The sequence below is a fragment of the Pseudazoarcus sp. NS36 genome, from assembly GCF_059703705.1.
The window spans coordinates 77,254-98,251 of record NZ_BAAKJA010000004.1; the positions used below are offsets into that span (position 1 = coordinate 77,254).

The 20,998-nt window shown below is 65.3% G+C and carries 17 protein-coding genes; 7 read left to right on the top strand and 10 right to left on the bottom strand.

Going from position 1 to position 20,998, the window contains the following annotated elements; genetic code table 11:
- Nucleotides 1-151: 151 nt before the first annotated feature.
- Together AC6H0R_RS07435 and alc are read right to left on the bottom strand one after the other, a co-directional pair.
- A complete protein-coding gene (locus tag AC6H0R_RS07435; protein WP_497580721.1) occupies nucleotides 152-889 on the bottom strand; it encodes a GntR family transcriptional regulator in 738 nt (245 codons plus the stop codon).
- Between the two features lie 194 nt (nucleotides 890-1,083).
- The gene (gene alc / locus AC6H0R_RS07440; RefSeq protein ID WP_497580722.1) at nucleotides 1,084-2,133 is read right to left on the bottom strand and encodes an allantoicase; all 1,050 of its coding nucleotides are present in this window, start codon (nucleotides 2,131-2,133) and stop codon (nucleotides 1,084-1,086) included.
- A gap of 209 nt (nucleotides 2,134-2,342) precedes the next feature.
- Here alc and AC6H0R_RS07445 point away from each other — a divergent pair, with 209 nt between their 5' ends.
- The 4 genes from AC6H0R_RS07445 to AC6H0R_RS07460 all read left to right on the top strand — a co-directional run bounded on the left by AC6H0R_RS07445 (nucleotide 2,343) and on the right by AC6H0R_RS07460 (nucleotide 6,184).
- Nucleotides 2,343-3,080 (top strand): aspartate/glutamate racemase family protein, encoded by a 738-nt coding sequence (locus AC6H0R_RS07445; RefSeq protein WP_497580723.1) that lies wholly within the window; start codon nucleotides 2,343-2,345, stop codon nucleotides 3,078-3,080.
- Between the two features lie 195 nt (nucleotides 3,081-3,275).
- On the top strand, nucleotides 3,276-4,640 hold the full coding sequence (locus AC6H0R_RS07450; RefSeq protein WP_497580724.1) for an NCS1 family transporter: 1,365 nt from the start codon (nucleotides 3,276-3,278) through the stop codon (nucleotides 4,638-4,640).
- Between the two features lie 63 nt (nucleotides 4,641-4,703).
- A complete protein-coding gene (gene puuE / locus AC6H0R_RS07455; RefSeq protein ID WP_497580725.1) occupies nucleotides 4,704-5,672 on the top strand; it encodes an allantoinase PuuE in 969 nt (322 codons plus the stop codon).
- Nucleotides 5,669-6,184: an ureidoglycolate lyase gene (locus AC6H0R_RS07460; protein ID WP_497580726.1), complete on the top strand. Its 516-nt coding sequence runs from the start codon at nucleotides 5,669-5,671 to the stop codon at nucleotides 6,182-6,184. The genes puuE and AC6H0R_RS07460 overlap by 4 nt, the downstream gene beginning before the upstream one ends.
- A 43-nt stretch (nucleotides 6,185-6,227) precedes the next feature.
- On the opposite strand, the gene AC6H0R_RS07465 is transcribed toward AC6H0R_RS07460, so the two are convergent.
- The 7 genes from AC6H0R_RS07465 to AC6H0R_RS07495 all read right to left on the bottom strand — a co-directional run bounded on the left by AC6H0R_RS07465 (nucleotide 6,228) and on the right by AC6H0R_RS07495 (nucleotide 15,711).
- Nucleotides 6,228-6,611, bottom strand: coding sequence for a hypothetical protein (locus tag AC6H0R_RS07465; protein WP_497580727.1), 384 nt, complete (start codon nucleotides 6,609-6,611; stop codon nucleotides 6,228-6,230).
- Between the two features lie 70 nt (nucleotides 6,612-6,681).
- A complete protein-coding gene (locus tag AC6H0R_RS07470) occupies nucleotides 6,682-8,667 on the bottom strand; it encodes an alkaline phosphatase D family protein (RefSeq protein WP_497580728.1) in 1,986 nt (661 codons plus the stop codon).
- Between the two features lie 145 nt (nucleotides 8,668-8,812).
- A complete protein-coding gene (locus AC6H0R_RS07475; protein ID WP_497580729.1) occupies nucleotides 8,813-10,963 on the bottom strand; it encodes a hypothetical protein in 2,151 nt (716 codons plus the stop codon).
- Nucleotides 10,964-11,056: 93 nt separating this feature from the next.
- The gene (yghU, locus tag AC6H0R_RS07480) at nucleotides 11,057-11,932 is read right to left on the bottom strand and encodes a glutathione-dependent disulfide-bond oxidoreductase (RefSeq protein WP_497580730.1); all 876 of its coding nucleotides are present in this window, start codon (nucleotides 11,930-11,932) and stop codon (nucleotides 11,057-11,059) included.
- A gap of 60 nt (nucleotides 11,933-11,992) precedes the next feature.
- Nucleotides 11,993-13,024, bottom strand: a complete 1,032-nt coding sequence (locus tag AC6H0R_RS07485; RefSeq protein ID WP_497580731.1) for a type I glyceraldehyde-3-phosphate dehydrogenase — start codon at nucleotides 13,022-13,024, stop codon at nucleotides 11,993-11,995.
- Nucleotides 13,025-13,126: 102 nt separating this feature from the next.
- Nucleotides 13,127-14,299: an acetate/propionate family kinase gene (locus tag AC6H0R_RS07490; protein WP_497580732.1), complete on the bottom strand. Its 1,173-nt coding sequence runs from the start codon at nucleotides 14,297-14,299 to the stop codon at nucleotides 13,127-13,129.
- Nucleotides 14,296-15,711 carry a bifunctional enoyl-CoA hydratase/phosphate acetyltransferase gene (locus tag AC6H0R_RS07495; RefSeq protein ID WP_497580733.1) on the bottom strand — a complete coding sequence of 472 codons (1,416 nt, stop codon included), beginning with the start codon at nucleotides 15,709-15,711 and terminating at the stop codon, nucleotides 14,296-14,298. The genes AC6H0R_RS07490 and AC6H0R_RS07495 overlap by 4 nt, the downstream gene beginning before the upstream one ends.
- Nucleotides 15,712-15,880: 169 nt before the next feature.
- Here AC6H0R_RS07495 and glmU point away from each other — a divergent pair, with 169 nt between their 5' ends.
- Both glmU and glmS read left to right on the top strand, forming a co-directional pair.
- Nucleotides 15,881-17,239: a bifunctional UDP-N-acetylglucosamine diphosphorylase/glucosamine-1-phosphate N-acetyltransferase GlmU gene (gene glmU / locus AC6H0R_RS07500; protein ID WP_497580734.1), complete on the top strand. Its 1,359-nt coding sequence runs from the start codon at nucleotides 15,881-15,883 to the stop codon at nucleotides 17,237-17,239.
- 16 nt (nucleotides 17,240-17,255) lie between these two features.
- On the top strand, nucleotides 17,256-19,076 hold the full coding sequence (glmS, locus tag AC6H0R_RS07505; protein ID WP_497580735.1) for a glutamine--fructose-6-phosphate transaminase (isomerizing): 1,821 nt from the start codon (nucleotides 17,256-17,258) through the stop codon (nucleotides 19,074-19,076).
- Nucleotides 19,077-19,372: 296 nt separating this feature from the next.
- On the opposite strand, the gene AC6H0R_RS07510 is transcribed toward glmS, so the two are convergent.
- Nucleotides 19,373-20,293: a hypothetical protein gene (locus AC6H0R_RS07510; protein ID WP_497580736.1), complete on the bottom strand. Its 921-nt coding sequence runs from the start codon at nucleotides 20,291-20,293 to the stop codon at nucleotides 19,373-19,375.
- 450 nt (nucleotides 20,294-20,743) lie between these two features.
- Here AC6H0R_RS07510 and AC6H0R_RS07515 point away from each other — a divergent pair, with 450 nt between their 5' ends.
- Nucleotides 20,744-20,965, top strand: coding sequence for a hypothetical protein (locus AC6H0R_RS07515; RefSeq protein ID WP_497580737.1), 222 nt, complete (start codon nucleotides 20,744-20,746; stop codon nucleotides 20,963-20,965).
- Nucleotides 20,966-20,998 lie beyond the last annotated feature (33 nt).

The following is a 20,998-nucleotide window of genomic DNA, read 5'->3' on the forward strand; positions in this document are numbered from 1 at the left end:
TCCTGAAGTCAGCTGCCGTCGGGGCGGCTGCATGGAAGAACGGCCGCGGGGGAAACTCCGCGGCCGTTGTCGTTTGGCGCTCAAGATGTCGGTTGCAGTGCGGGCTGCGCGTCGTGCAGCTGCACCGTGCATGCGCGCGAAGGGGCTTGCCTCAGCCCTGCAGCATGGCTTCGAACACCGATTCGATGTCGAAATGCTCGCCTTCATCACCATTGAGTTTCAGTGATTGCTCGACATGCTGCAGGTGATGCACGAGCTGTTCGCGGGCGCCACTGACGTCACCGTTGCGGATGCATTCGACGATGTCGTGGTGTTCGTGATCCTTGCAGGCCTTGGCGTCGGGCGAGTCGTACAGCCAGATGATGAGGCTGCTCAGAGCGACCAGACGGCGCGTAATGTCGTAGAACAGGCTGTTGCCGGTGAGCTCGGCGAGCAGCAGGTGGAAGTCGCCGGTGAGACGGGTCAGGGCGTCCTGGTCATTTTCGGCGCGGGCGCGCGTTTCGAGCTTGAGGTGGTCGTCGAGGCGCTTGAGGGCGTCGCTCGTCGTGCCACGTGCGAGCTGCTCGACGATGGCGGTTTCGATGGCGCGCCGCGCGGCAAAAACTTCACTGGTTTCGCGCGCACTGGGGCTGGCAACGTAGGCGCCGTGGTTGGGCTTGAGCGTGATGATGCGGTCTTGCGCGAGGCGGCAGAAGACTTCGCGCAAGCGCGTGCGGCTGACCCCGAAAACGCGGCACAGACGCTCTTCCGACAGCTTGGTGCCGGGTGGCAGCTTGCGATGCGCAATGGCATCGAAGGTGAGGTCGTAGATGCGCTGGTTGTCGATCACCGGCCGCGTGGAGGCGGACTTCGGGCTGGCTGCTTTTTTGGCCGTGCGGGTAGCGGGCATGGTGATCGTGAAGCGAAGTGGACTGTCTGTATTGTCGCGGTCGGACGAATCGCTGTAAACGGGATGGGCAAGAGATTGTCGACACTGTTGTCTGCTGCGTCTCGGTCAACTCGCCATGCAGGCCCGCAAATCGCTGTTACGTCGCACCCGTTGTACACATGCGGGCGCCGCGTAGCGCCGCCCGCATGTCTTGTTCAGCGCGCTGCCGGACGACCCCACAGGCGCAAGCGGGAAACGCCCCCGTCCGGATAGATGTTGAAGCGGATGTGGGAGATCGCGCCGAGCGACGCAATCTCGCTGCTGAATGTGTGGATGGCGTTCGCGGTCAGCTTCTGCTCGGGCAGCAGGGTTTGCCAGAAGATCGACTGGGTGGTGATCGACTGGTCGGTGCCGCCGTGGGCGAAGGCCGCCTGAATGGAGCAACGGTCCGGGAAGTTGCCCGTGAAGAAGGCGGTATCCACCTCGATCCGCTCGATCGTGCCCGGAGCGCCCAGTTCGATCACGCACCAGTCGTTGCCGGGCTCGCGGCGGCGACGGGTTTCCCAGCCGTCGCCCATGTTCTCGCCGCGCCCGGGCAGCAGCAGGGCGGAAACCGAGGAGCCGAAGCTGGCGTCGTTCCAGGCTACCGGGCGGCCGCCGTTCTGCAGGGCGATCAGGTCGACGGGGGTGCTGGAGGCGGCTGAAAGGTCGAGCTTCGTGCGCGGGCGGCCATACACACGCAGACGCGCAACGCCGCCGTCCGGGTAGATGTGGACGCGCAGGTGGGTCCATGTGCCGCCGCTCGTGCATTCGATCAGGTGGTGGCGGTTCTGTTCGAGGGGCGCGGCGGGAAGGATCTCGGTCCACTCTGCGGCCTGCAGCGCCGCCACATCGTCGCTGTCGCAGACGCAGGCATCGATCGAAACCGCTTGCGGGTGGTTGCCCCGGAAGTGGCTGGTATCGACGTCAAAGCCGCGGATTTCGCCTGCGACGCCCAGCCGCAGCAGGGCCTGATCGTGCCCGGCGACGCGCTTGCGGCGCGTCTCCCAGCCGTCCATCCACTTGCCGTGTTCGTCGAACTTTCCGGGCACGAATTGCGCCGGGGTCGGGGCGAGCATGCGTTCGGCTGCGCCGAAGTATTCGTCCGAGGTCCACAGCACCCGGGCGCCGAGGCGCAGGTTGGCCAGGTCGGTCGATCGGGCGGCCCAGTCGGGCAGGTCGGCAGGCGGGGCGAAGACGGGTGCGCCGGGGATTGTGCTGGCCATGAATGTTTCTCCTCGGAGTGTTGTGTGCGATGTATGTGTAAATCGTATACGAAAAATGTCCAGTAATTTCAGTGTGAATCAACGTTTTTTACTGGTTTCTATCATTGTAGGGAATGTTATTGATGATTTTTTGGTTGATTGTGTATTAAGGTTGTCTACAGTTGTGTATAGAAATTAATTAATCGGTTATCAAAGATCTGGTGAGGAATATGCATATCCGTGTAATCAACCCCAACACCACGGCGTCCATGACCGAAACGATGGCGGCGTCAGCCGCACGCGTTGCCGCCCCCGGAACGCGGATCAGCGCAAGCCAGCCGGAATCCGGGCCGGTGTCGATCGAGGGGCATTTTGACGAGGCCATCGCGGCGGTGGGTGTGCTTGAAGAGATTCGGCGTGGCGAGCAGGAGGGTGTCGACGCGTACATCATCGCCTGCTTTGGCGATCCCGGGCTGCTGGCGGCGCGCGAACTGACCGCCGCGCCGGTGATCGGCATCGCCGAGGCGGCTTTTCATCTCGCCACGCTGATCAGTACGCGCTTCTCCGTGGTCACCACGCTGGGGCGCACCGTCATCATCGCCGAGCATCTGCTGCAGTCCTACGGTTTCGCGCATCACTGCCGCAAGGTGCGCGCGGCTGAAATTCCCGTGCTCGATCTCGAGGAAGACGGCGATGCCGCGTTCCAGCGGATCGTCGAGGAGTGCCAGCGTGCCAAAGCCGAGGACGGCATCGGCGCGATCGTTCTCGGTTGCGGTGGCATGGCCGACCTGACAGAGCGGATCTCCGACGCGGTCGGCCTGCCGGTGGTTGAAGGCGTGACCGCGGCGGTCAAGCTCGCGGAATCCCTCGTCAGCTTGCGCCTGAACACCAGCAAGCACGGCGACCTGGCCTTTCCCCGGGCAAAGACGTTTACCGGCAAGTTCGGGCATTGGGGCAGCGCTACGTAGGAAGGATGCCGATCGGATGTGATGCGCTGCCGTGGGCCACGAATGAGGCGGAGGCAGCGCTCTGGATGGCGAAGTGACTTGAACGGATGGGGCCTTTGACTCGGGACAGGGGCCGTACAGCAACGTATGGAGAAGGCATAACGGGAAGCACGTAACCACCGGGCGATTCGGCCCGATCAGCGGAGGAATCACGTCATGAGCAGCGTCAATCAGGCAGTGGATCAGGGGGCGACCGGCGAGGTCAGCCACGGCAAGGCAATCGGCGAGGAGTCGCTTGAACCGCAGCAGGTCCGCATCATGGGCAAGTGGTCGTACCTGCTGGCGTGGTTTGGCGGCTGCGTTTCCATCGGCACTTTCGCGATGGGTTCGAGCATCGTCGGTACGCTCAATCTCCTCCAGGCAACCGTGGCGATTGCGATCGGCTGCTTTGTCATCGGCATCGCGCTGGCGATCAACGGTGCGGCCGGCCACAAATACGGCATCCCCTTCATGGTCCAGGCGCGCAGCGCGTTCGGTTTCGCCGGGACGCGCTTTCCCGGCCTGGTGCGTGCGGTGCCGGCGATCGTCTGGTACGGCTTCCAGAGCTGGATCGGCGCCGGCGCACTGAATGCGGTGTCTGCAACGCTGTTCGGTTTCGACAACCTGATCTTCTATTTCGTCGTGTTCCAGTTCGTGCAGATTGCGCTGTCGGTGCTCGGCTTCCAGGGCATCAAGTGGCTCGAGAACATCGGGAGCGGCTTCATCCTGCTGGCGCTGACCTACATGTTCTTCAGCGTGATCAACAAGTACGGCGACGAGATCACCACCAACCTCGTCAACATCGAAGGCACCTGGGGCCTGCCGTTCTGGGGCGCGACCATGTTGTTCCTCGGCATCTACAGCACCATGATGCTCAACGTCAGCGACTACTCGCGCGAACTGCACCACGGCGTCCGCCCGCGGGTGCTGACCACGATCTATGCCATGTCCATCCTGCCCTGCACGCTGTTCATGGGCCTGATCGGGCTGATGGTGTCGGGTGCGACAGGTGTTGCCGATCCGATCAAGGTGTTTGCCAGCGCGGTCGACAACACGCCGCTGCTCGTGATCACGCTGTTGTTCATCGCCTTCGCCCAGGTCACCACCAACGTGCTGAACAACGTCGTGCCGCCGACCTACATCCTGATGGATGTCTTCAAGCTGCCGTTCCGCTGGGCGGCGGTCATTGTTGGTCTGCTGGCGTTCGGCACCTTCCCGTGGGAACTGGTCAAGGACGAATCCGCGGCCGGGCTGCAGATCTTCGTGCAGACCTATTCCGCCTTCCTCGGGCCGATCTTCGCGGTGCTGGTGGTGGACTACTACATCATCCGTCGCCGCACGCTCTCACTGTCGAAGCTGTACGACGAGAACGGGCCGTACCGGGGCGTGAACTACGCCGGTATCATCGCCTCGCTGATCGGCGCCGTCGTGGCCCTGAGCTTCTCTGCGGTGTCGTGGTATGCGAGCCTGATCCCCGCCGGCCTGATCTACTATCTGCTGATGAACCACTGGTCCGTGAGCAAGCGTTTTCTCGACAACTGAACATCGCGTCCTGTCCGCCCCGGTGTTGCAGGGGCGGACGTCTGTAACTCCGGAACGATCAACATGAACAACACCAAGACCTACCCCCGTGACCTCGTCGGCTACGGCCGCAATCCGCCGCATGCCGACTGGCCGGGCGGCGCGCGGGTGGCGGTGCAGTTCGTGCTCAACTACGAGGAAGGGGGCGAGAACTGCGTGTTGCACGGCGATGCCGGCAGCGAGCAGTTCCTGTCCGAGCTGTTCAATCCGCCGGCGTTTCCCGAGCGGCATCTGACCATGGAGTCGATCTACGAATACGGCTCGCGTGCCGGTGTGTGGCGCGTCCTGCGCGAGTTCGAAAAACGCGGTCTGCCGCTGACGGTGTTCGGCGTCGGCATGGCCTTGCAGCGCCATCCCGAAGTGGCCGCCGCATTTGCTGAACTCGGGCATGAGATTGCGAGCCACGGCTGGCGTTGGATCCTCTACCAGAATGTGCCGGAGGATGTTGAGCGTGAACACATGCGGCTGGCTATCGAAGCCATCCAGCGCACGACCGGCACCGCGCCGCTTGGCTGGTACACCGGCCGTGATTCTCCCAACACGCGGCGTCTGGTCGCCGAGCATGGCGGCTTTCTGTACGACTCCGATTACTACGGCGACGACTTGCCGTTGTGGACCACGGTGACCAAAAGCGACGGCAGCGTTGTGCCGCATCTGATCGTGCCCTACACGCTCGACGCCAACGACATGCGCTTTGCGATGCCGCAGGGTTTCTCGCATGGTGATGAGTTCTTCGAATACCTGCGCGATGCCTTCGACGTGCTGTACGCCGAGGGCGATGAACGGCCGGCAATGATGAGCGTGGGGCTGCACTGCCGCTTGATCGGCCGCCCCGGCCGCTTCCGTGCGCTGCAGCGATTCCTCGACCACATCGAGGGCCACGACCGCGTTTGGATCAGCCGCCGCATCGACATAGCTCGCCACTGGATCGAACGCCATCCATGGCAAGCTAGCGCCTCCGAATCTACCCCGTTTTCCGGAATTGCCCGATGACCGCAGCCGAACAGCCGCTGACCCTCACCGTTCGCCCGCTTACGCGCGAGGCTTTTGCGCCGTTCGGCGACGTCATCGAGGTCAGTGATGACGTGATGCATTACCCGATCAACGCCGGCAACACCGAGCGTTATCACGATCTTGCCAAGGTCGACACCGGGCCCGAGGGCCGCGCCATCATCAGCATCTTTCGCGGCGAGCCGCGTGAGCTGCCGTTCCGCATCACCATGATGGAGCGCCACCCGCTGGGCTCGCAGGCCTTTGTGCCGATGTCGGGCCGGCCGTATCTGGTGGTGGTTGCGCCGCCGTCCGACGCACCAAAAGCGGCCGAACTGCAGACCTTTCTGGCCACCGCCGCGCAGGGGGTGAACTACGCTCCGGGCGTGTGGCATCACCCGCTGCTGGCGCTTGAAGGCGTGAGTGACTTCCTGATCGTCGATCGCGCCGGTCCGGGGCACAACTGCGACGAGCTGACGCTGGACCGCGAAGCGGTGATCCTGCCGCTGGGCTGAAGTCCCCCGCTGCAATCAATGCTGGGCAACTTGGTGAGCCGCCTCAGGGCTCATCCATCGGCCACTCGTGCCCGCATTGCCGGCAGCGCACACGTACCCATTTGCCCTGCGGGTCTTCCGTGAGTGCTTCGAGGCGGCCGAAGGTGTCGCAGCGCGTGCAGCGGGCCTGAGTGCCGGCGCGCTGGGCGCGGATCAGATGCGTGAGGAAGCGCTGCAGGCTGATGATGGTGATGCCGCCGAGAATGGCGAAGGCCGCGAGGTTGGCCAGACGGTGAGTCAGCGACTCCGCGTTGATCATGGATTCGAGCGAGGCAAAGGCCATCACGGCGGCGAGCAATGTGACGGCCAGCCAGCCATGTCCGATCAGCAGCTGGCGCTCATGCCACTTGCGAAAGCCGTGTTTGCGGATGCCTTGCGCCAGCGCCATGTGCCGTCTCCAGCGGTCGGGCGAAGCGCCCGATGCATGGAGTATAGGCAGAGCAAGGCGCATCTACGCGTCAGGGCGTGCTCCAGTGTGATTCCTTCTCGCGCCGCGTGAATTCCACCGCCCGACCATCGGTCAGCAGCTGGCGGATGCGCCACGGCACGCCTTCTTCGTCCAGTTCCACCAGCCCCACGCCGGCACCGTTGAGCAGCCGCCGGCCGGACGGGGTGCCTTCCGGCTTGCGCGGAATCACGCGCATGCGGCGGCGCCGCGTGAACCAGTTCAGCGGCGAGCGCGGCGAATACAGCCAGCGATTGCTGCGGTCCAGCGTGTCGAGCAGTTTCTCGGGAAAGGTGTTGCGCAGGCCGCTGCTGCAGATCTGCCAGATGTCCGGGCCCCGTTCGCGCCCGCGCAACTCCACGTCGTAGACGAAGGAGTAATGCACGTCGCCCGACAGCACCACGAAGTGTTGCGGTGTCTTGGGGTGGCGGAAGATGTTGAGCATGGTGTGGGCCGCGCCGCGGTGTGCCATCCAGTTCTCTGCATCGACCGTGAGCGGGTGGCCGAACCAGGTGACGATGCGCTGCAGGGCCTCGATCAGTTTCACGCCGAACATCGGCGCGGGTGACACCAGCAGCACGGCCGGCAGGTCGCGCAGGGTGTGCTGCAGATCGGTCAGCGCCTCCCAGTCCATCAGGCCGGACGGTTTGCGTGCGTGGGACTCCGAACGCCAGCGATGGGTGCGCGTGTCGATCACCACCAATGGCGGGGTGGTCGGCCACACGTAATGCCATTCGCGGAAGGCCAGCAGGCGTCGGATGCAGTCCTCATGCTCGGCACTGCCGGGCTGTGCGAGGGTGGTGCTGACGACGCCGAACAACTCCTCGTCAAAGGCCTCGGGACGGTTGCCCCAGGCCTGGTTGATCAGGTAGCCGATCACGGCGTTGCCGACCACGCGCCGCGAGAAGGGGTGTCCGTAGGCGACCTCCTCCCACTCGCGCGACAGGTTCCAGTCGTCGGTGATGTCGTGGTCGTCAAAGATCATCGCCACCGGCAGGTGTGCGAGCAGTCGGCGCACCGCAGGCAGTGAGGCGACGAAGTTATCGATGTGGCGGCGCTCGTGTTCAAACAGCGCGAGTGACTCGGCATCCAGCGTGTCCGGCGGTGTGAGGTCCAGCCCGTCCCAGCAGGCGGGCGACCACGCCAGCAGATACATGGCCAGCACTTCGCCCAGCGTGATCAGGTGGTTGTGTGCGCTGTCGGTGGTGAACACCGGCTTTTCGACCCCGCCGAACAGGACCTCGACCAGTTTCAGATTGCCCTTCTCGCGGCGTGGCAGCAGCGTTTCGCGCCGGTAGTAGCCGGCCGGGTGGGCGTACAGCTGTTCCGAGTCGGCGACGCCGCATTCCTCGGTGCCTTCCAGCGTTTCCACCGGCAGATCGAGACGCGCGAGCAGCGCGTGGATGGCACGCAGCATCGGGCCGGCGACGTCGTCGGCGTAGATCTGGTCGCCGCTCAGCACCAGTGCCGAGGGCCACGCCGGCAAATCGGCGTCGCGGCGATCGAATGGTGCGCCGGCCGCCAGGTGGCGTGCGAGCAGCCGGTCAGCTTCGGCCAGGCCATCGTCGCCGTCGAAATGCGGCTTGCGGCAGGAGCCGTGCAGCAGGGCACCGACCTGCGGTGCGAACACGAAGCCGGGCGTTTCGCGCCCCGGATAGCACAGGTCGGGCGCCCACTCGCGCCAGTCGCTCCAGGCGGCATCCTCGACTCCGAGTGGCTGCAGCGCGGGGCTCCACGAAATCCATTCATGGGCCGGCAAGTCTTCGTCCAGCGTCAGCTTGAGCATCAGATAGTGCAGGCGCTCGCCGGCCTGGAGGTGGCGGCAGGCCGGCGAGCCCGGCTCGAGCAGATACTCCTGCGGGCCGTTGCCGTGATCCAGGGTGATGCGCACGCGTGCCAGCTGGCTGCATACCAGCCACAGTACGACGCGCCGCGCTTCGAGCCGACGCAGGATCGGGCCGGCCAGTACAAGGGGGAGTGCGGTATTGCTCGAGGTCAAAGGGGCTTCCGCAGCGTGAGTCGGGTGCGCTTACCGTACAGGGTCTGGCGAGCGTTGATGAGACTGTGTGCCCGCAAATTGTTTCCGTCCGTGCTGCGAGCCTGTGCCGGCGGGGCGTCAGTGTCCGGCGCGCCCCGCCACAAGGTCAGAGGCTGAGTAGTCCCTTTTGCCACAGCGTGACGACGGCGATGCCGAGCAGGATCAGCGTCAGCCACCAGGGCCATGTGCGCGGCTTGTCGGCAAAGGGATCGTCGAGCGAGCGTGTGGCGCCGGCCGGCAGTTGCGGGATGCCGGTGAGCGAACCGCCGAACGGGATGTTGATGCGCGCCCGCGCATTCACGGCCCAGCCGTTGGCGTCGAGCAGCGGGCCGAGATTGCGCTTACGCAGCTTGAGCGCGGCGAGCATCATCGACGGACCGGAGATCAGCAGCATCACGGCGGCAATGACCACCGGCAGCTGCCACAGCGGCAGCGACAGCAGGCCGCTGACCACCGCTGCCAGCGCGGTGCCGATGGCGCCGACGGCCAGACCGATGGCGGCAAAGATGCCGGCGAACTTGGCAATGTCGAAAGCCTGTGTCGCGGCCGGTGCTGTGCCGGCTTCGGCCTTGGCGGCGGAGTCGGCGATGCCGGCCTGGGCTTTCGAATCCACGGCCTTGTCGCGTGAGGCGGCGAATTTCTCAAGCTGCTGGCTGATCATGCGTGCGACGCGCTTGTACGGTGACCAGAAGGCCTGGCGTACGCTGATCGGCGCTTCCACCACCTTCACCACGCTGGCACTCCAGTCGCGCCCTTCGCGGTCGTAGAACACGCCGTTGCGGCCTGGCACCATCATCTCGTCGGCATCGCCGCCGGTCATGGCCGCCGCAATGCTGATCGGCGCCTCGCCCTTGCGTGTGCAAGTGCAATACACCAGATAGGCATTGGACAGCGGCGCGAGTTTGGCGTGTTTGGCCATGTCGCGTACCGACAGCACCAGCTCGCAACTGCGTTGATCCAGATACAGCGTGCCGGCCTGGAAAATGGCTTTCTTCTGCCCGTCGTAGAAATCGGCGAGGTTCACGAAGTTGCGCAGCAGCGTGACCAGATCGCGGCGGTAGCGCGTGAGGCGTTCGAGTGCGTCGATGGGGCCGGCGGCCGCGTCGGCGGCCAGATCGTCCGCGATCAGCTGCGCCAGACGCGCTTGCGTGTCGTCAGCCAGCAACGCGCGCAGTTGCGCAACATCGACCACGGCCAGCGGCGAATCCGGCTTGCCGGCCAGCCAGCCGCGGTAGGCCGCGAAACGTGCCGAGAGGTCTGCCCAGTCGCTTTCCGACAGCGCCTCGCGTGCGCCCAATACGGGCGTGATGACGCTGTCGCGCAGCTCGGCGATGCGTGCGGACCAGGCCGGGTTCAGACCGCCGGTCAGCGACAGCGGTTTGTCGGCGGCCGAGAGCGCCAGCGGCAGGGTCGCGATTTCGACATTGCCGGCGCTCAGGGCGTGTGCACCAAGCTCGTTGTAGAAGGCGTCGGCCGGGTTCAGGGCCGTCGTGGCGCGCTCGTCGAAGGCCGCCAGACGGCAGCGCGTGAAGTAGTCGTCGATCTTGGCGCGTACGGCGTCGAACAACTCTGCGGCAGCCTGCGTGGCCTCGCCCAGCGGCAAGACCTCGGCGGCGTTGTCTTCGGCGGCCTTGCGCCAGTCGGAAACCTGCTGCGCCTGCTCGAAGAAGGCCGCGAGGCTGGTGGCATCGATGCCCGCCTCGCCGCTGTGATCGGTGCCGCCGCCGACGGTGTCGAGGATGAGCCGGATCGCTGCGGCCAGATGTTCGTCGCCCGCCAACGCAGCCGGCACCACGCCGTCCCCGTTGAAATGCCCTGCCGAGAAGAGCCGCGTCTTGTCGGCGACGTCTTCGAGTGAAATGGCATCGGCTTCGGGCTTGCCGAGAATGGCCAGCACGTCGCGTGCGGCGGCGAGCAGCTTTGCGCCTTCCTCGTCGGTCTCGTCGAGTGCGGCCAGCGGCACGCTGTCGCCGCGCTCGAAGACGATGTCGGGTGTCTTCAGTACGCGGCAGACCCAGGCCACGGCAGCGAGGATTTCGGGCTGGCGGATCTGGCCGTCGTCGTCCAGATCGATCAGCGACAGCGTGCGCGTGTCGAATTCCAGATCGGAGGTCGGGCAGGCCAGCGCGGACCACAGCTTCTGGTCCAGCGCGGCGAGATTGCGCAGGTCGTCGGCGCTGTCGATACGGACCTGATCGAAACCGCCGACGCGGAAGAAGCGCCAGCGATGGGGGGCGGACGGGGTGGGGTCGCTCATGGCGCGCTCCTCGCGGGGTGGGGATGCGCGATCTTAGCCCGAGCGCGGGCGCTGCGGTGCGCCGGAGGCGCGCAGCCGTCTCCGGGCGGGGCTTCAGTCGCGCGGCGGCAGCTTGTCGCCGGTGCGCAGTTCAAAGTCGCTGGCGTCGTGGCGCTCTGGCAGCTGCTGCTCCGGCGCGCCCCAGGAGCGATTGACCATCCGGCCGCGTTGCACGGCCGGGCGCTGTGCAATGGCATCGCTCCAGCGTTGCACGTTGCGGTAGCTGGCCGCGTCCAGGAATTCGGCTGCCCCGTCATAGACTTCGTCGCGCACCACGGCGCCGTACCACGGCCAGATCGCCATGTCTGCGATGGTGTAGTCGGCGCCGGCGACGTATTCGCTCTCGGCCAGACGGCGGTCGAGCACGTCGAGCTGGCGCTTCACTTCCATGGTGTAGCGGTTGATCGGGTACTCGTACTTTTCCGGCGCATAGGCGAAGAAGTGGCCGAAACCGCCGCCGAGAATGGGCGCGCTACCCATCTGCCAGAACAGCCAGGACAGGCATTCTGTGCGGGCGGCGACGTCTTTCGGTATGAATTCCCCGAACTTGTCCGCCAGATACAGCAGGATCGCGCCCGATTCGAACACGCGCAGCGGCGGGTCCATGCTGCGGTCGAGCAGCACCGGGATCTTGGAGTTGGGGTTGAGTTCGACGAAGCCGCTGCCGAACTGGTCACCCTTGGTGATGCGGATCAGATGTGCGTCGTACTCGGCGCCGGCGTGTCCGCGCGCGAGCAGTTCCTCCAGCATCACCGTGACCTTGACGCCGTTGGGCGTGGCCAGCGAATACAGCTGCAGCGGATGCTTGCCCACCGGCAGCGCCTGTTCGTGCGTGGCACCGGCCACCGGGCGATTGATGTTGGCGAAGGCGCCGCCGCTGGGGGCTTCCCATTTCCAGACTTTCGGCGGGGTCCAGGTCTTGTCGCTCATGCGGGTTTCCGTGCTGTGAAGAGAGCTCGCTTCGACGGCGCCCGGCGCTGTGTGTTCCCGTCAGCGCGCCAGCCAGTGGCGGGCGACGTCGACCATGCGGTTGGCAAAGCCCCATTCGTTGTCGAACCACACCAGCAGATTGACCATGCGCCCGCCCATGACGCGCGTCTGGCTGCCGTCGACGATGGCCGAATGGCCGTCGTGGTTGAAGTCGATCGAGGCGTGCGGGTCTTCGGAGTACGCCATGCGTCCGGCCTGCACGCCTTCTGCGGCAGCGCGCAGCAGCGCGTTGATCTCTTCCACGCTGACGCTGCGCTCGGTTTCGATGACCAGATCGATGGCCGAGACGTTGTGCGTGGGCACGCGGATGGCCTTGGCCTGCACGCGGCCCGACAGCGCCGGCAGCAGACGCTCGACGCCGCGCGCCAGCCCGGTTGATACCGGAATGATCGACTGCATGGCCGAGCGCGTGCGGCGCAGGTCGCTGTGGTGGTAGCCGTCGATCAGAGGCTGGTCGTTCATGGCCGCATGCAGCGTGGTCAGCAGCACCTGCTCGACGCCCAGTGCGCGCTGCACGATATCGAGCACCGGCACCACCGCGTTGGTGGTGCACGAGGCGTTGGACACGATGCGTTCGCTGCCGGAGAGCACGTCCTCGTTGCAGCCGTAGACGATGGTGGCATCCACGTCTTCGGCGCTGTTGGCCGGGTGCGAGACCAGCACGCGGGTGCAGCCGGCATCGAGAAAGCGCGTGAGCTGGGTGCGGCTGCCGTACTGGCCGGAGCACTCCACCAGCAGGTCGATGTTGCGCCAGTCCACCTCCTCGGGCGCGGAGGCATGCGTGACCGCGATGTCGCAGCCGTCGATGACCAGCGTGCCGTCGCCGGCATCCACCTTGCCCGGAAAGCGGCCGTGCGTGGAATCGAAGCGGGTCAGATAGACGATGCCGCGGAAGTCCGCCGGCTCGTTGATGGCCACCACCTGCAGCTCGTCCTTCAGCCCGGCCTCGACCAGCGCGCGCAGAAAGCAGCGGCCGATACGGCCGTAGCCGTTGATGGCAAGTCGAAGGGGGCGGGAGGCGGGAGTGGTCACGGCGTGCTCGTTGTGCAGTGCAAGGCGTGATTGTAACGGGTGCGCCCCGCATGCGTTGGATGTCGCGGACTTTCGCAGGGCACAACACGTCCGGTGGATCGCTTACGCGAGCAAGTCCCGCGTGTAACGCGCAATCATGCCTTCCTCGTCGGTCGCTACCACGGCCACGGCCACGGCTGAATCGTCCGCCTCGATGCGGCCGGTGTGCGCCTCGTTGCGCGCTGCATCCAGCGCGACGCCCGTCCAGCCCAGCAGCTCACCGATGCGTGCCCTTACCGGCGCCGAGTGTTCGCCGATGCCAGCCGTGAACACGATGGCGTCGAGCCCGCCCAGCGCGCTCATCATCGAGCCGATCTCGCGTGCGGCGCGGTAGCAGAACAGCTCCACGGCCTCGGCTGCGGCCGGCGCGTCGCTGGTCAGCAGCGCGCGCATGTCGGCCGATACGCCTGATACGCCGAGCAGCCCGGACTGGCGATAGAGCAGCGTGTTGAGCGCCGCTGCGTCCATGCCCTTGTGATCCATCAGGTACAGCAGCACGCCGGGGTCGAGACTGCCCGGGCGGGTGGCCATCATCAGCCCGTCGAGTGCGGTGAAGCCCATGGTGGTGGCCACGCTGCGCCGCCCGATCATGCCGCACAGCGAGGCACCGGCACCCAGATGCGCGACGATTACGCGACCCTCGGCGCGCTCGCCGAGTACGGCCGGCAGTTGCGTGGCAACGTAGTCATACGACAGGCCATGAAAACCGTAGCGGCGCAGGCCTTCGTCGCTCAGTGCGCGTGGCAGCGCAAAGGCCGCGGCGCGGGCGTCCTGCGTGTGGTGGAAGGCGGTGTCGAAGCACGCCACCTGCGGCAGGTCGGGCAGTTGCGCGGCCAGCGCATGCATGCCGCGCAGGTTGTGCGGCTGGTGCAGCGGGGCGAGCGGAATCAGTGCTTCGAGCTCACGCAGCACTGCGTCATCAATACGCACCGGCGCCGAGAAATGGCTGCCGCCATGTACCACGCGGTGGCCGGCGGCGATCAGTTCGAGTGCCGCCAGGTGATCGCTGAGCCAGTCGATCAGCCACGCAAGGGCGTCTTCGTGCGCACAGGCGCTGCCGGCAACGGCAGGCAGGGCTTCGTCGAAGCGCGTGTCACCGCGCCGCGCATGCAGCCGCGGTGTGCTGCCGATGGCGTCGATCTGGCCGGACAGCAGCGGCGCGCCCGCAGCTTCGGCCGGGAAGACGCCGAACTTCAGACTGCTGGAGCCGGCATTGAGGACGAGCAGTGCCTTCACGGCTTGATTGCACTGCGCTTGCGATGCGCCAGCAACTGCGCGATGGCGCACGAGGCGGTGCGGGCCTGGGCGTCGTCGGCGCGGCTGGTGAGCACGATGGGTACGCGCGCGCCGAGCACGATGCCGGACAGCAGCGCGTTGGCGAGGTATTCGAGCTGCTTGGCGACCATGTTGCCGGATTCGATGTCGGGCACCACCAGAATGTCAGCCCGGCCGGCGACCGCCGAGATGATGCCCTTGGTCTTGGCCGCCACCAGCGACACGGCGTTGTCGAAGGCCAGCGGCCCGTCGAGCAGGCCGCCGGTGATCTGGCCGCGCTCAGCCATCTTGCACAGGCAGGCAGCATCAATGGTGGACTTGAGCTTGGGCGTGACCGTCTCGACCGCCGACAGGATGGCCACCTTGGGCTGCGCCAGCCCCATGGCGTGGGCGAGATCGATGGCGTTCTGCACGATGTCGGCCTTTTCCTCCAGCGTGGGTTCGATGTTGATCGCAGCGTCGGTGATCATCAGCGGATGCGGATAGGTCGGTACGTCGGCCACAAAAACGTGGCTGATGCGCCGCCCGGTGCGCAGGCCCGTGGCCTTGTCGACGACCGCGCCGAGCAGTTCGTCGGTGTGCAGAGAGCCCTTCATCATGGCCTCGCAGCGGCCCTCGCGGCACAGTTCGACGGCCTTCTCTGCGGCCGCGTGGCTGTGCTCGACGTCGACGATCTCGACGCCGTCCAGATCGATGCCGTTCTCCTCGGCGACGGCACGGATGCGCCACTCCGGCCCCACCAGGGTCGGTACGGCAATGCCGGACTGCAGGGCCAGCATCGCGCCGCCGAGTGATTCGGCGTCGCACGGGTGGGCAACGGCCAGCGTGACCGGCGCCAGGCCTTCGGTGATGGCCAGCAGGTGGCGGTAGCGCGTGTCGCGGTCGGACGAGAAGCTGACTTCAGGCAGGTCGACGCGCGTGCGGCGGATCTTCTCGGTCGGCGCGGCGACTTCCACGTCGCCCTCGATGACCACGCTGCCGTCCTGATTGACTGCCCGGCAGTCGAACACGATGTGATGGGTGCGCGGAAACTTCTCGCGGCACACCACATGCACGGTCAGCGTGTCGCCAATCACCACCGGATGCACGAAGCGCAGGTTCTGCGCGATATACACCGTGCCGGGGCCGGGGAATTCGGTGCCGAGCACGGCCGAGATCAGCGAGCTGCCCCACATGCTGTGGCCGATGATTTCGCGGAACTGACCCGAGCGCGCGTACTCGGCGTCGACATGGGTGGGGTTCACATCGCCCGACATCACTGCGAAGAGCTGGATGTCCTGCGGGCGCAGCGTGCGCGACAACTCGGCGTGGTCGCCGATACTGATTTCGTCGAAAGTGCGGTTCTCGATGAGGCGCGGAGCGGGGGTGTGCATGGGCTGGCGTCCTTGGGAGGCTCGTCACGATTGTACGTGCGCGGACGCCGTCATTTTTGATGCAGCGCAAGATCGGCCTCCCGAGCGAATTCGTTACCCTTGCGCCGTGCCGGCCGCATCCGCCCCGCATGCTAGAATTCCCGCCGTTTCCGGGCATTTCGGAGTGTTCATGGATGTCGTGATTCTCGCTGCGGGCAAAGGCACGCGCATGCGCTCGAGCCGTCCCAAGGTGCTGCAGCCGCTGGCTGGTCGTCCGCTGTTGTCGCACGTGCTCGACACCGCTCGCGCGCTGGATGCTGCGCGCATCTGCGTGGTGGTGGGGCACGGCGCGGACGACGTGCGCGCTGCGCTGGATGGGCCCGGTCTGCGCTGGGTGCTGCAGAGTCCGCAACTGGGCACCGGCCACGCGGTACAGCAGGCGCTGCCCGAGCTGTCACCGGATGGCGTGGCGCTGGTGCTGTATGGCGACGTGCCGCTCATCACGCGCGCTACGCTGGCCCGCCTGATCGACGCCGCCAACGACGACCGCCTTGCGCTGCTGACCCAGACCATGCAGGACCCGACCGGCTATGGCCGCATCGTGCGCGATGCGCTGGGCCGCGTGCAGCGCATCGTCGAGCACAAGGACGCGACCGAGCTTGAGCACAACATCCACGAGGTCAACACCGGCATCCTCGCTGCCCCGACCGTGCGGCTGTGCGACTGGCTGGACCGCATCGGCAACGACAACGCGCAGGGTGAGTATTACCTCACCGACATCGTCGGGTTGGCGGTGGCCGACAGCGTGGAAGTCGTCACCGCTTCGCCCACCGTCGAGTGGGAGACGCTGGGCGTGAACGACCGTCGTCAGCTCGCCGCGCTGGAGCGCACGCTGCAGGCCAATGTCGCCAACACCCTGCTCGACGCCGGTGTGACGCTGATCGACCCGGCGCGCATTGATGTGCGTGGCCGTCTGAGCTGCGGGGCGGATGTCGAGATCGACGTCAATTGCGTGTTTGAAGGCCGCGTGGTGTTGGGTGATGGCGTCAAGGTCGGCGCGAACTGCGTGCTGCGTGACGCCGTGATCGGGGCCGGTACGCGTATCGCGCCGTTCTCGCACATCGAATCCACCACCACCGGCGAAGCCTGCGTCATCGGCCCCTACGCCCGTACCCGTCCCGGCACGGTGCTGGCAGATGACGTGCATCTGGGCAACTTCGTCGAGGTCAAGAACAGCCACATCGCCGCCGGCAGCAAGGCCAACCACCTGGCCTACGTGGGCGATGCCGACGTGGGCGCCGGCGTGAACATCGGCGCCGGCGTGATCACCTGCAACTACGACGGTGCCAACAAGCACCGCACCGTCATCGAGGACGAGGCCTTCGTCGGCTCCGATGTGCAACTCGTGGCACCGGTGCGCGTGGGCCGCGGCGCCACCGTCGGTGCCGGCACCACGCTCACGCGTGATGCGCCGCCCGACCAGCTCACCGTGTCGCGCGTCAAGCAGACCAGCGTGCGCTGGAAACGCCCCGTCAAGAAAACCACCTGATCCGGAGATCGCCCCCATGTGTGGCATCGTTACCGCCGTCGCCCGCCGCGACGTCGTTCCCGTCCTCATCGAGGGGCTGCGCAAGCTCGAATACCGGGGCTACGACTCCGCCGGGCTGGCCGTGCTCAATGGTGGCCTGCGCCGCGTGCGCTCCACCGGCCGTGTGGCCGAACTGGCCGAGGCCGCGCAAAGCGTAGCCGCGCCGGTGGGCATTGCCCACACGCGCTGGGCCACGCACGGCGCGCCGTCCGAACGCAACGCCCACCCGCACGTTTCCGGCGGGCTGGCGGTGGTGCACAACGGCATCATCGAGAACTTCGAATCCATCCGCGAACGCCTCAGCGCCGCCGGCTACGTGTTCGAGTCGGAGACCGACACCGAAGCCATCGCCCACCTCGTGCACAGCAAGCTCAAGAGCGCCGGCAGCCTGCTCGAAGCCGTGCGTCTGGCTACGGCCGAGCTGGTCGGTGCCTACGCCATCGGCGTGCTGTGCGAATCCGAACCGGACTGCGCCGTGGTGGCCCGGCGCGGCTCGCCGCTGCTGCTGGGGCAGGGCGAAGACGGCATGTATGCCGCCTCGGACACCGCGGCCCTGCTGCAGGTGACGCGCAACATCATCTACCTCGAAGACGGCGATCTGGCCGAACTCACGCGTGATGCCGTGCGCATCATCGACAGCGCCGGCCAGCCGGTCCAACGGGCCACGCATGTTTCCAGCCTGTCCGCTGACGCGGTGGAGCTGGGCATCTACCGCCACTACATGCAGAAGGAAATCTTCGAGCAGCCGCAGGCGCTGGCCAACACGCTGGAGATCATCGGCGGCGGCGGCCTGCCCAGCCCGCAACTGTTCGGCGCCGACGGCCCGGCCATACTCGGCGGCGTGCATCAGGTGCTGATCCTGGCCTGTGGCACCAGCTACCACTCGGGGCTCGTCGCACGCTACTGGCTCGAATCCATCGCCGGCATTCCCTGCACCGTCGAGATCGCCAGCGAATACCGCTACCGCAGTTCGGTGCCGGACCCGGCCACGCTGGTCATCGCCATCTCGCAATCCGGTGAGACTGCCGACACGTTGGCTGCGCTCAAGCACGCCACGCTGCTCGGCATGACGCGCACGCTGGCCATCTGCAATGTGCCCGAATCCGCCATCGTGCGCGAAGCTGCCCTGCGCTTCATCACCCGCGCAGGCCCCGAAATCGGCGTGGCCTCCACCAAGGCCTTCACCACCCAGCTCGCCGCGCTGGCGCTGCTCACGCTCACGCTGGCGCGCATGGCCGGGCGGCTTGCGGAAGAAGTCGAGAACCTGCATCTGGCCGGCCTGCGCCACCTGCCGGTGGCCGTGCAGAAAGTGCTCGAACTCGAACCACAGATCGCGCTGTGGGCGAGAAACTTCGCCATGAAGCAGCACGCGCTCTTCCTCGGCCGCGGCCGCCACTGGCCCATCGCCATGGAAGGTGCGCTCAAGCTCAAGGAAATCTCCTACATCCACGCCGAAGCCTACGCCGCCGGCGAACTCAAGCACGGTCCGCTGGCGCTGGTCGACAAGGACATGCCGGTCATCGCCGTCGCTCCGGCCGACGAACTGCTCGAAAAACTCAAGTCCAACCTGCAGGAAGTCCGCGCGCGCGGCGGCGAGCTCTACGTCTTCGCCGACGCCGGCAGCGAAATCCCCGAATCCGAAGGCGTGCACATCCTGCACATGCCCGAGCACTACGGCATGTTGTCGCCGGTGCTGCACGTCATCCCGCTGCAATTGCTGTCGTATCACGCGGCGCTGGTGAAGGGCACGGACGTGGACAAGCCGAGGAACCTCGCCAAGAGCGTGACGGTCGAGTAAGCGTTCGGCGGGGGACTTGAGGTGTTCGGACCAAATAAAGTGGAAAACTGTCCATTAAAGTCGGAAACGCCGCAATAAAGTCGACAACTCGAGCAAGAGTTAGGAACGCAGCCGTCTAGAAAAACCAGGGGCGATTCACCTGTCGCGACGACACCCTGAAAGCAAAAAAACACCGGCGCAAGGCCGGTGTTGTGTTAGGGCTTGGTCTGCAGGGATTGATCGTGGGTCAATCGCTGTCCAGTGGAGGCGACTCGATTACCTGCCCAGAACGATTGCAATCTGCAAAGACCAAACGCTCAGTTGAGCTTCTTGAGCAGGGTAATCATCTGCTCGTTGGCACCCACCATCGAGACAACTTTATTCTTGATGTTGTCCTTCAATTTTGCCTTGGCGCTGTCCTTCATTTGCTCAAGCTCATACAGATAACCGAACGGCGCTTCCATCGAGACGGACGGGAACGCGTGAGTCTTGTGGGTTCCGTTATAAACGGCCTTCAGGCAGTTCTGAATGGTGATTTTGCTGGAACTGACGTTAACGACGTTCAGGTACATATAGGCTCTCACCGAGCCGCTGGGGATGATCGGCAATGAAATGCCTTCGCACCGGCCCGCGTCGCTGTTCTGCATCTCGCGGATTCGCTTGATCACATTCAGCGGCGTCGGCTTGTCGTCGCTCCACTTGATCCAGCTGTTGTAGATCAAGGTCTCGTCCAGATGCAGGCCGTTCTCGACCGTGCCAGCGATATCGGGCTTATAAACAAGGTCAAGTCCGCCACCGAAGGTTCGATGGCGACCCTTGAAATCATGCCCCTGGCTCTTTGAGCGCTTGAGCAGGACGATGCCGTTGGTCTTGATGGCCTGATACTTGTCGTAGCGGTGCTTGAGTTCAGCAGCCGCGTGTACGAGCTTGCAGAACTTGTCGCTGGTGCTATCAAACTTGGCCTTGTCAACCTTCACGCCTTTGGCGACGAGCTGGTCGTACGCCGTATGCGCAGCGCACTGGTCCCCCGCATAACCGATCAGCTGGGACGCGCTCGCATTGGAGTACGTCACCTTTTTCCACGTCGCATCGGCATTGTCGCCCGCGGGAGGAACCGGTGAATCCGTCGAATAGGTCTGGCCGATTTTCATGGCGCTGTAACTGCTGAGCAGGCTGTCGGCTTCGCTCGTCACGCTGGCAGAAACATAGCTGTCGACTTGCGCCTGCAAATTGGCCAAGTCTGCCGATTCCGCTTGTGCAGAACCTTGAGCTAGAGCGAAGAATCCTAATGCCAGAAACAGCTTGGTCGGAGTTGATGGGCGCATATATAGCCTTTTGAAGGTGAGTAAATACGAGAATGAGGACAAAGCCCAAAAGGCGCCGCTCTGCCCTGATGCCTCATGAATGGACAGGATGGAAAAACGAATGGAAGATCAGCTCCGCCATTCGTCCATGCATGCGCACGACGTGAGGCACTGATGGAAATGCTCGGCAAATCACCGGTCGGCGCGAATGCAGTGTATCCGGGCCAAGGGCCGCGTCCCGCAGTGTTGGGGAAGCACCACATATGGCGCGCTGCGAAGAAGAAACAATGGCCGCTGTGCTCGGAAGGCCGGATGATCGCGCGGGCCATGCCACAATGGCGTCGGGCAAGCCAAGCTCCCTCCGCCCAATTTCAGAGAGTTTCAATGAACATGCGACCACGCGCCATCATGGTCGGCATGGCTTTTGTCGTACTGGCCAGCACCGGCTGCGCCACCACGCCCGGCCCGGAAAGGGGCAGCGCCGACGTCGAGGACAAGGCCATCACCTCGGCGATCCATGCTCGTCATGCCGAGCGCGCCTTGACCGGCGTCTCGGTCGGGGCGCGTGCTGAAAATCCCAGGGCAGGTCAATCTATTCTTCGGTAAATCTCGACTTCTTCACGGCAAGACCTCCCCTAT

Coding starts and splice junctions, on each gene's coding strand:
- AC6H0R_RS07435 (WP_497580721.1), bottom strand. CDS start 889: ATGCCCGCTACCCGCACGGCCAAAAAAGCAGCCAGCCCGAAGTCCGCC.
- alc (WP_497580722.1), bottom strand. CDS start 2,133: ATGGCCAGCACAATCCCCGGCGCACCCGTCTTCGCCCCGCCTGCCGAC.
- AC6H0R_RS07445 (WP_497580723.1), top strand. CDS start 2,343: ATGCATATCCGTGTAATCAACCCCAACACCACGGCGTCCATGACCGAA.
- AC6H0R_RS07450 (WP_497580724.1), top strand. CDS start 3,276: ATGAGCAGCGTCAATCAGGCAGTGGATCAGGGGGCGACCGGCGAGGTC.
- puuE (WP_497580725.1), top strand. CDS start 4,704: ATGAACAACACCAAGACCTACCCCCGTGACCTCGTCGGCTACGGCCGC.
- AC6H0R_RS07460 (WP_497580726.1), top strand. CDS start 5,669: ATGACCGCAGCCGAACAGCCGCTGACCCTCACCGTTCGCCCGCTTACG.
- AC6H0R_RS07465 (WP_497580727.1), bottom strand. CDS start 6,611: ATGGCGCTGGCGCAAGGCATCCGCAAACACGGCTTTCGCAAGTGGCAT.
- AC6H0R_RS07475 (WP_497580729.1), bottom strand. CDS start 10,963: ATGAGCGACCCCACCCCGTCCGCCCCCCATCGCTGGCGCTTCTTCCGC.
- yghU (WP_497580730.1), bottom strand. CDS start 11,932: ATGAGCGACAAGACCTGGACCCCGCCGAAAGTCTGGAAATGGGAAGCC.
- AC6H0R_RS07495 (WP_497580733.1), bottom strand. CDS start 15,711: ATGCACACCCCCGCTCCGCGCCTCATCGAGAACCGCACTTTCGACGAA.
- glmU (WP_497580734.1), top strand. CDS start 15,881: ATGGATGTCGTGATTCTCGCTGCGGGCAAAGGCACGCGCATGCGCTCG.
- glmS (WP_497580735.1), top strand. CDS start 17,256: ATGTGTGGCATCGTTACCGCCGTCGCCCGCCGCGACGTCGTTCCCGTC.
- AC6H0R_RS07515 (WP_497580737.1), top strand. CDS start 20,744: ATGAACATGCGACCACGCGCCATCATGGTCGGCATGGCTTTTGTCGTA.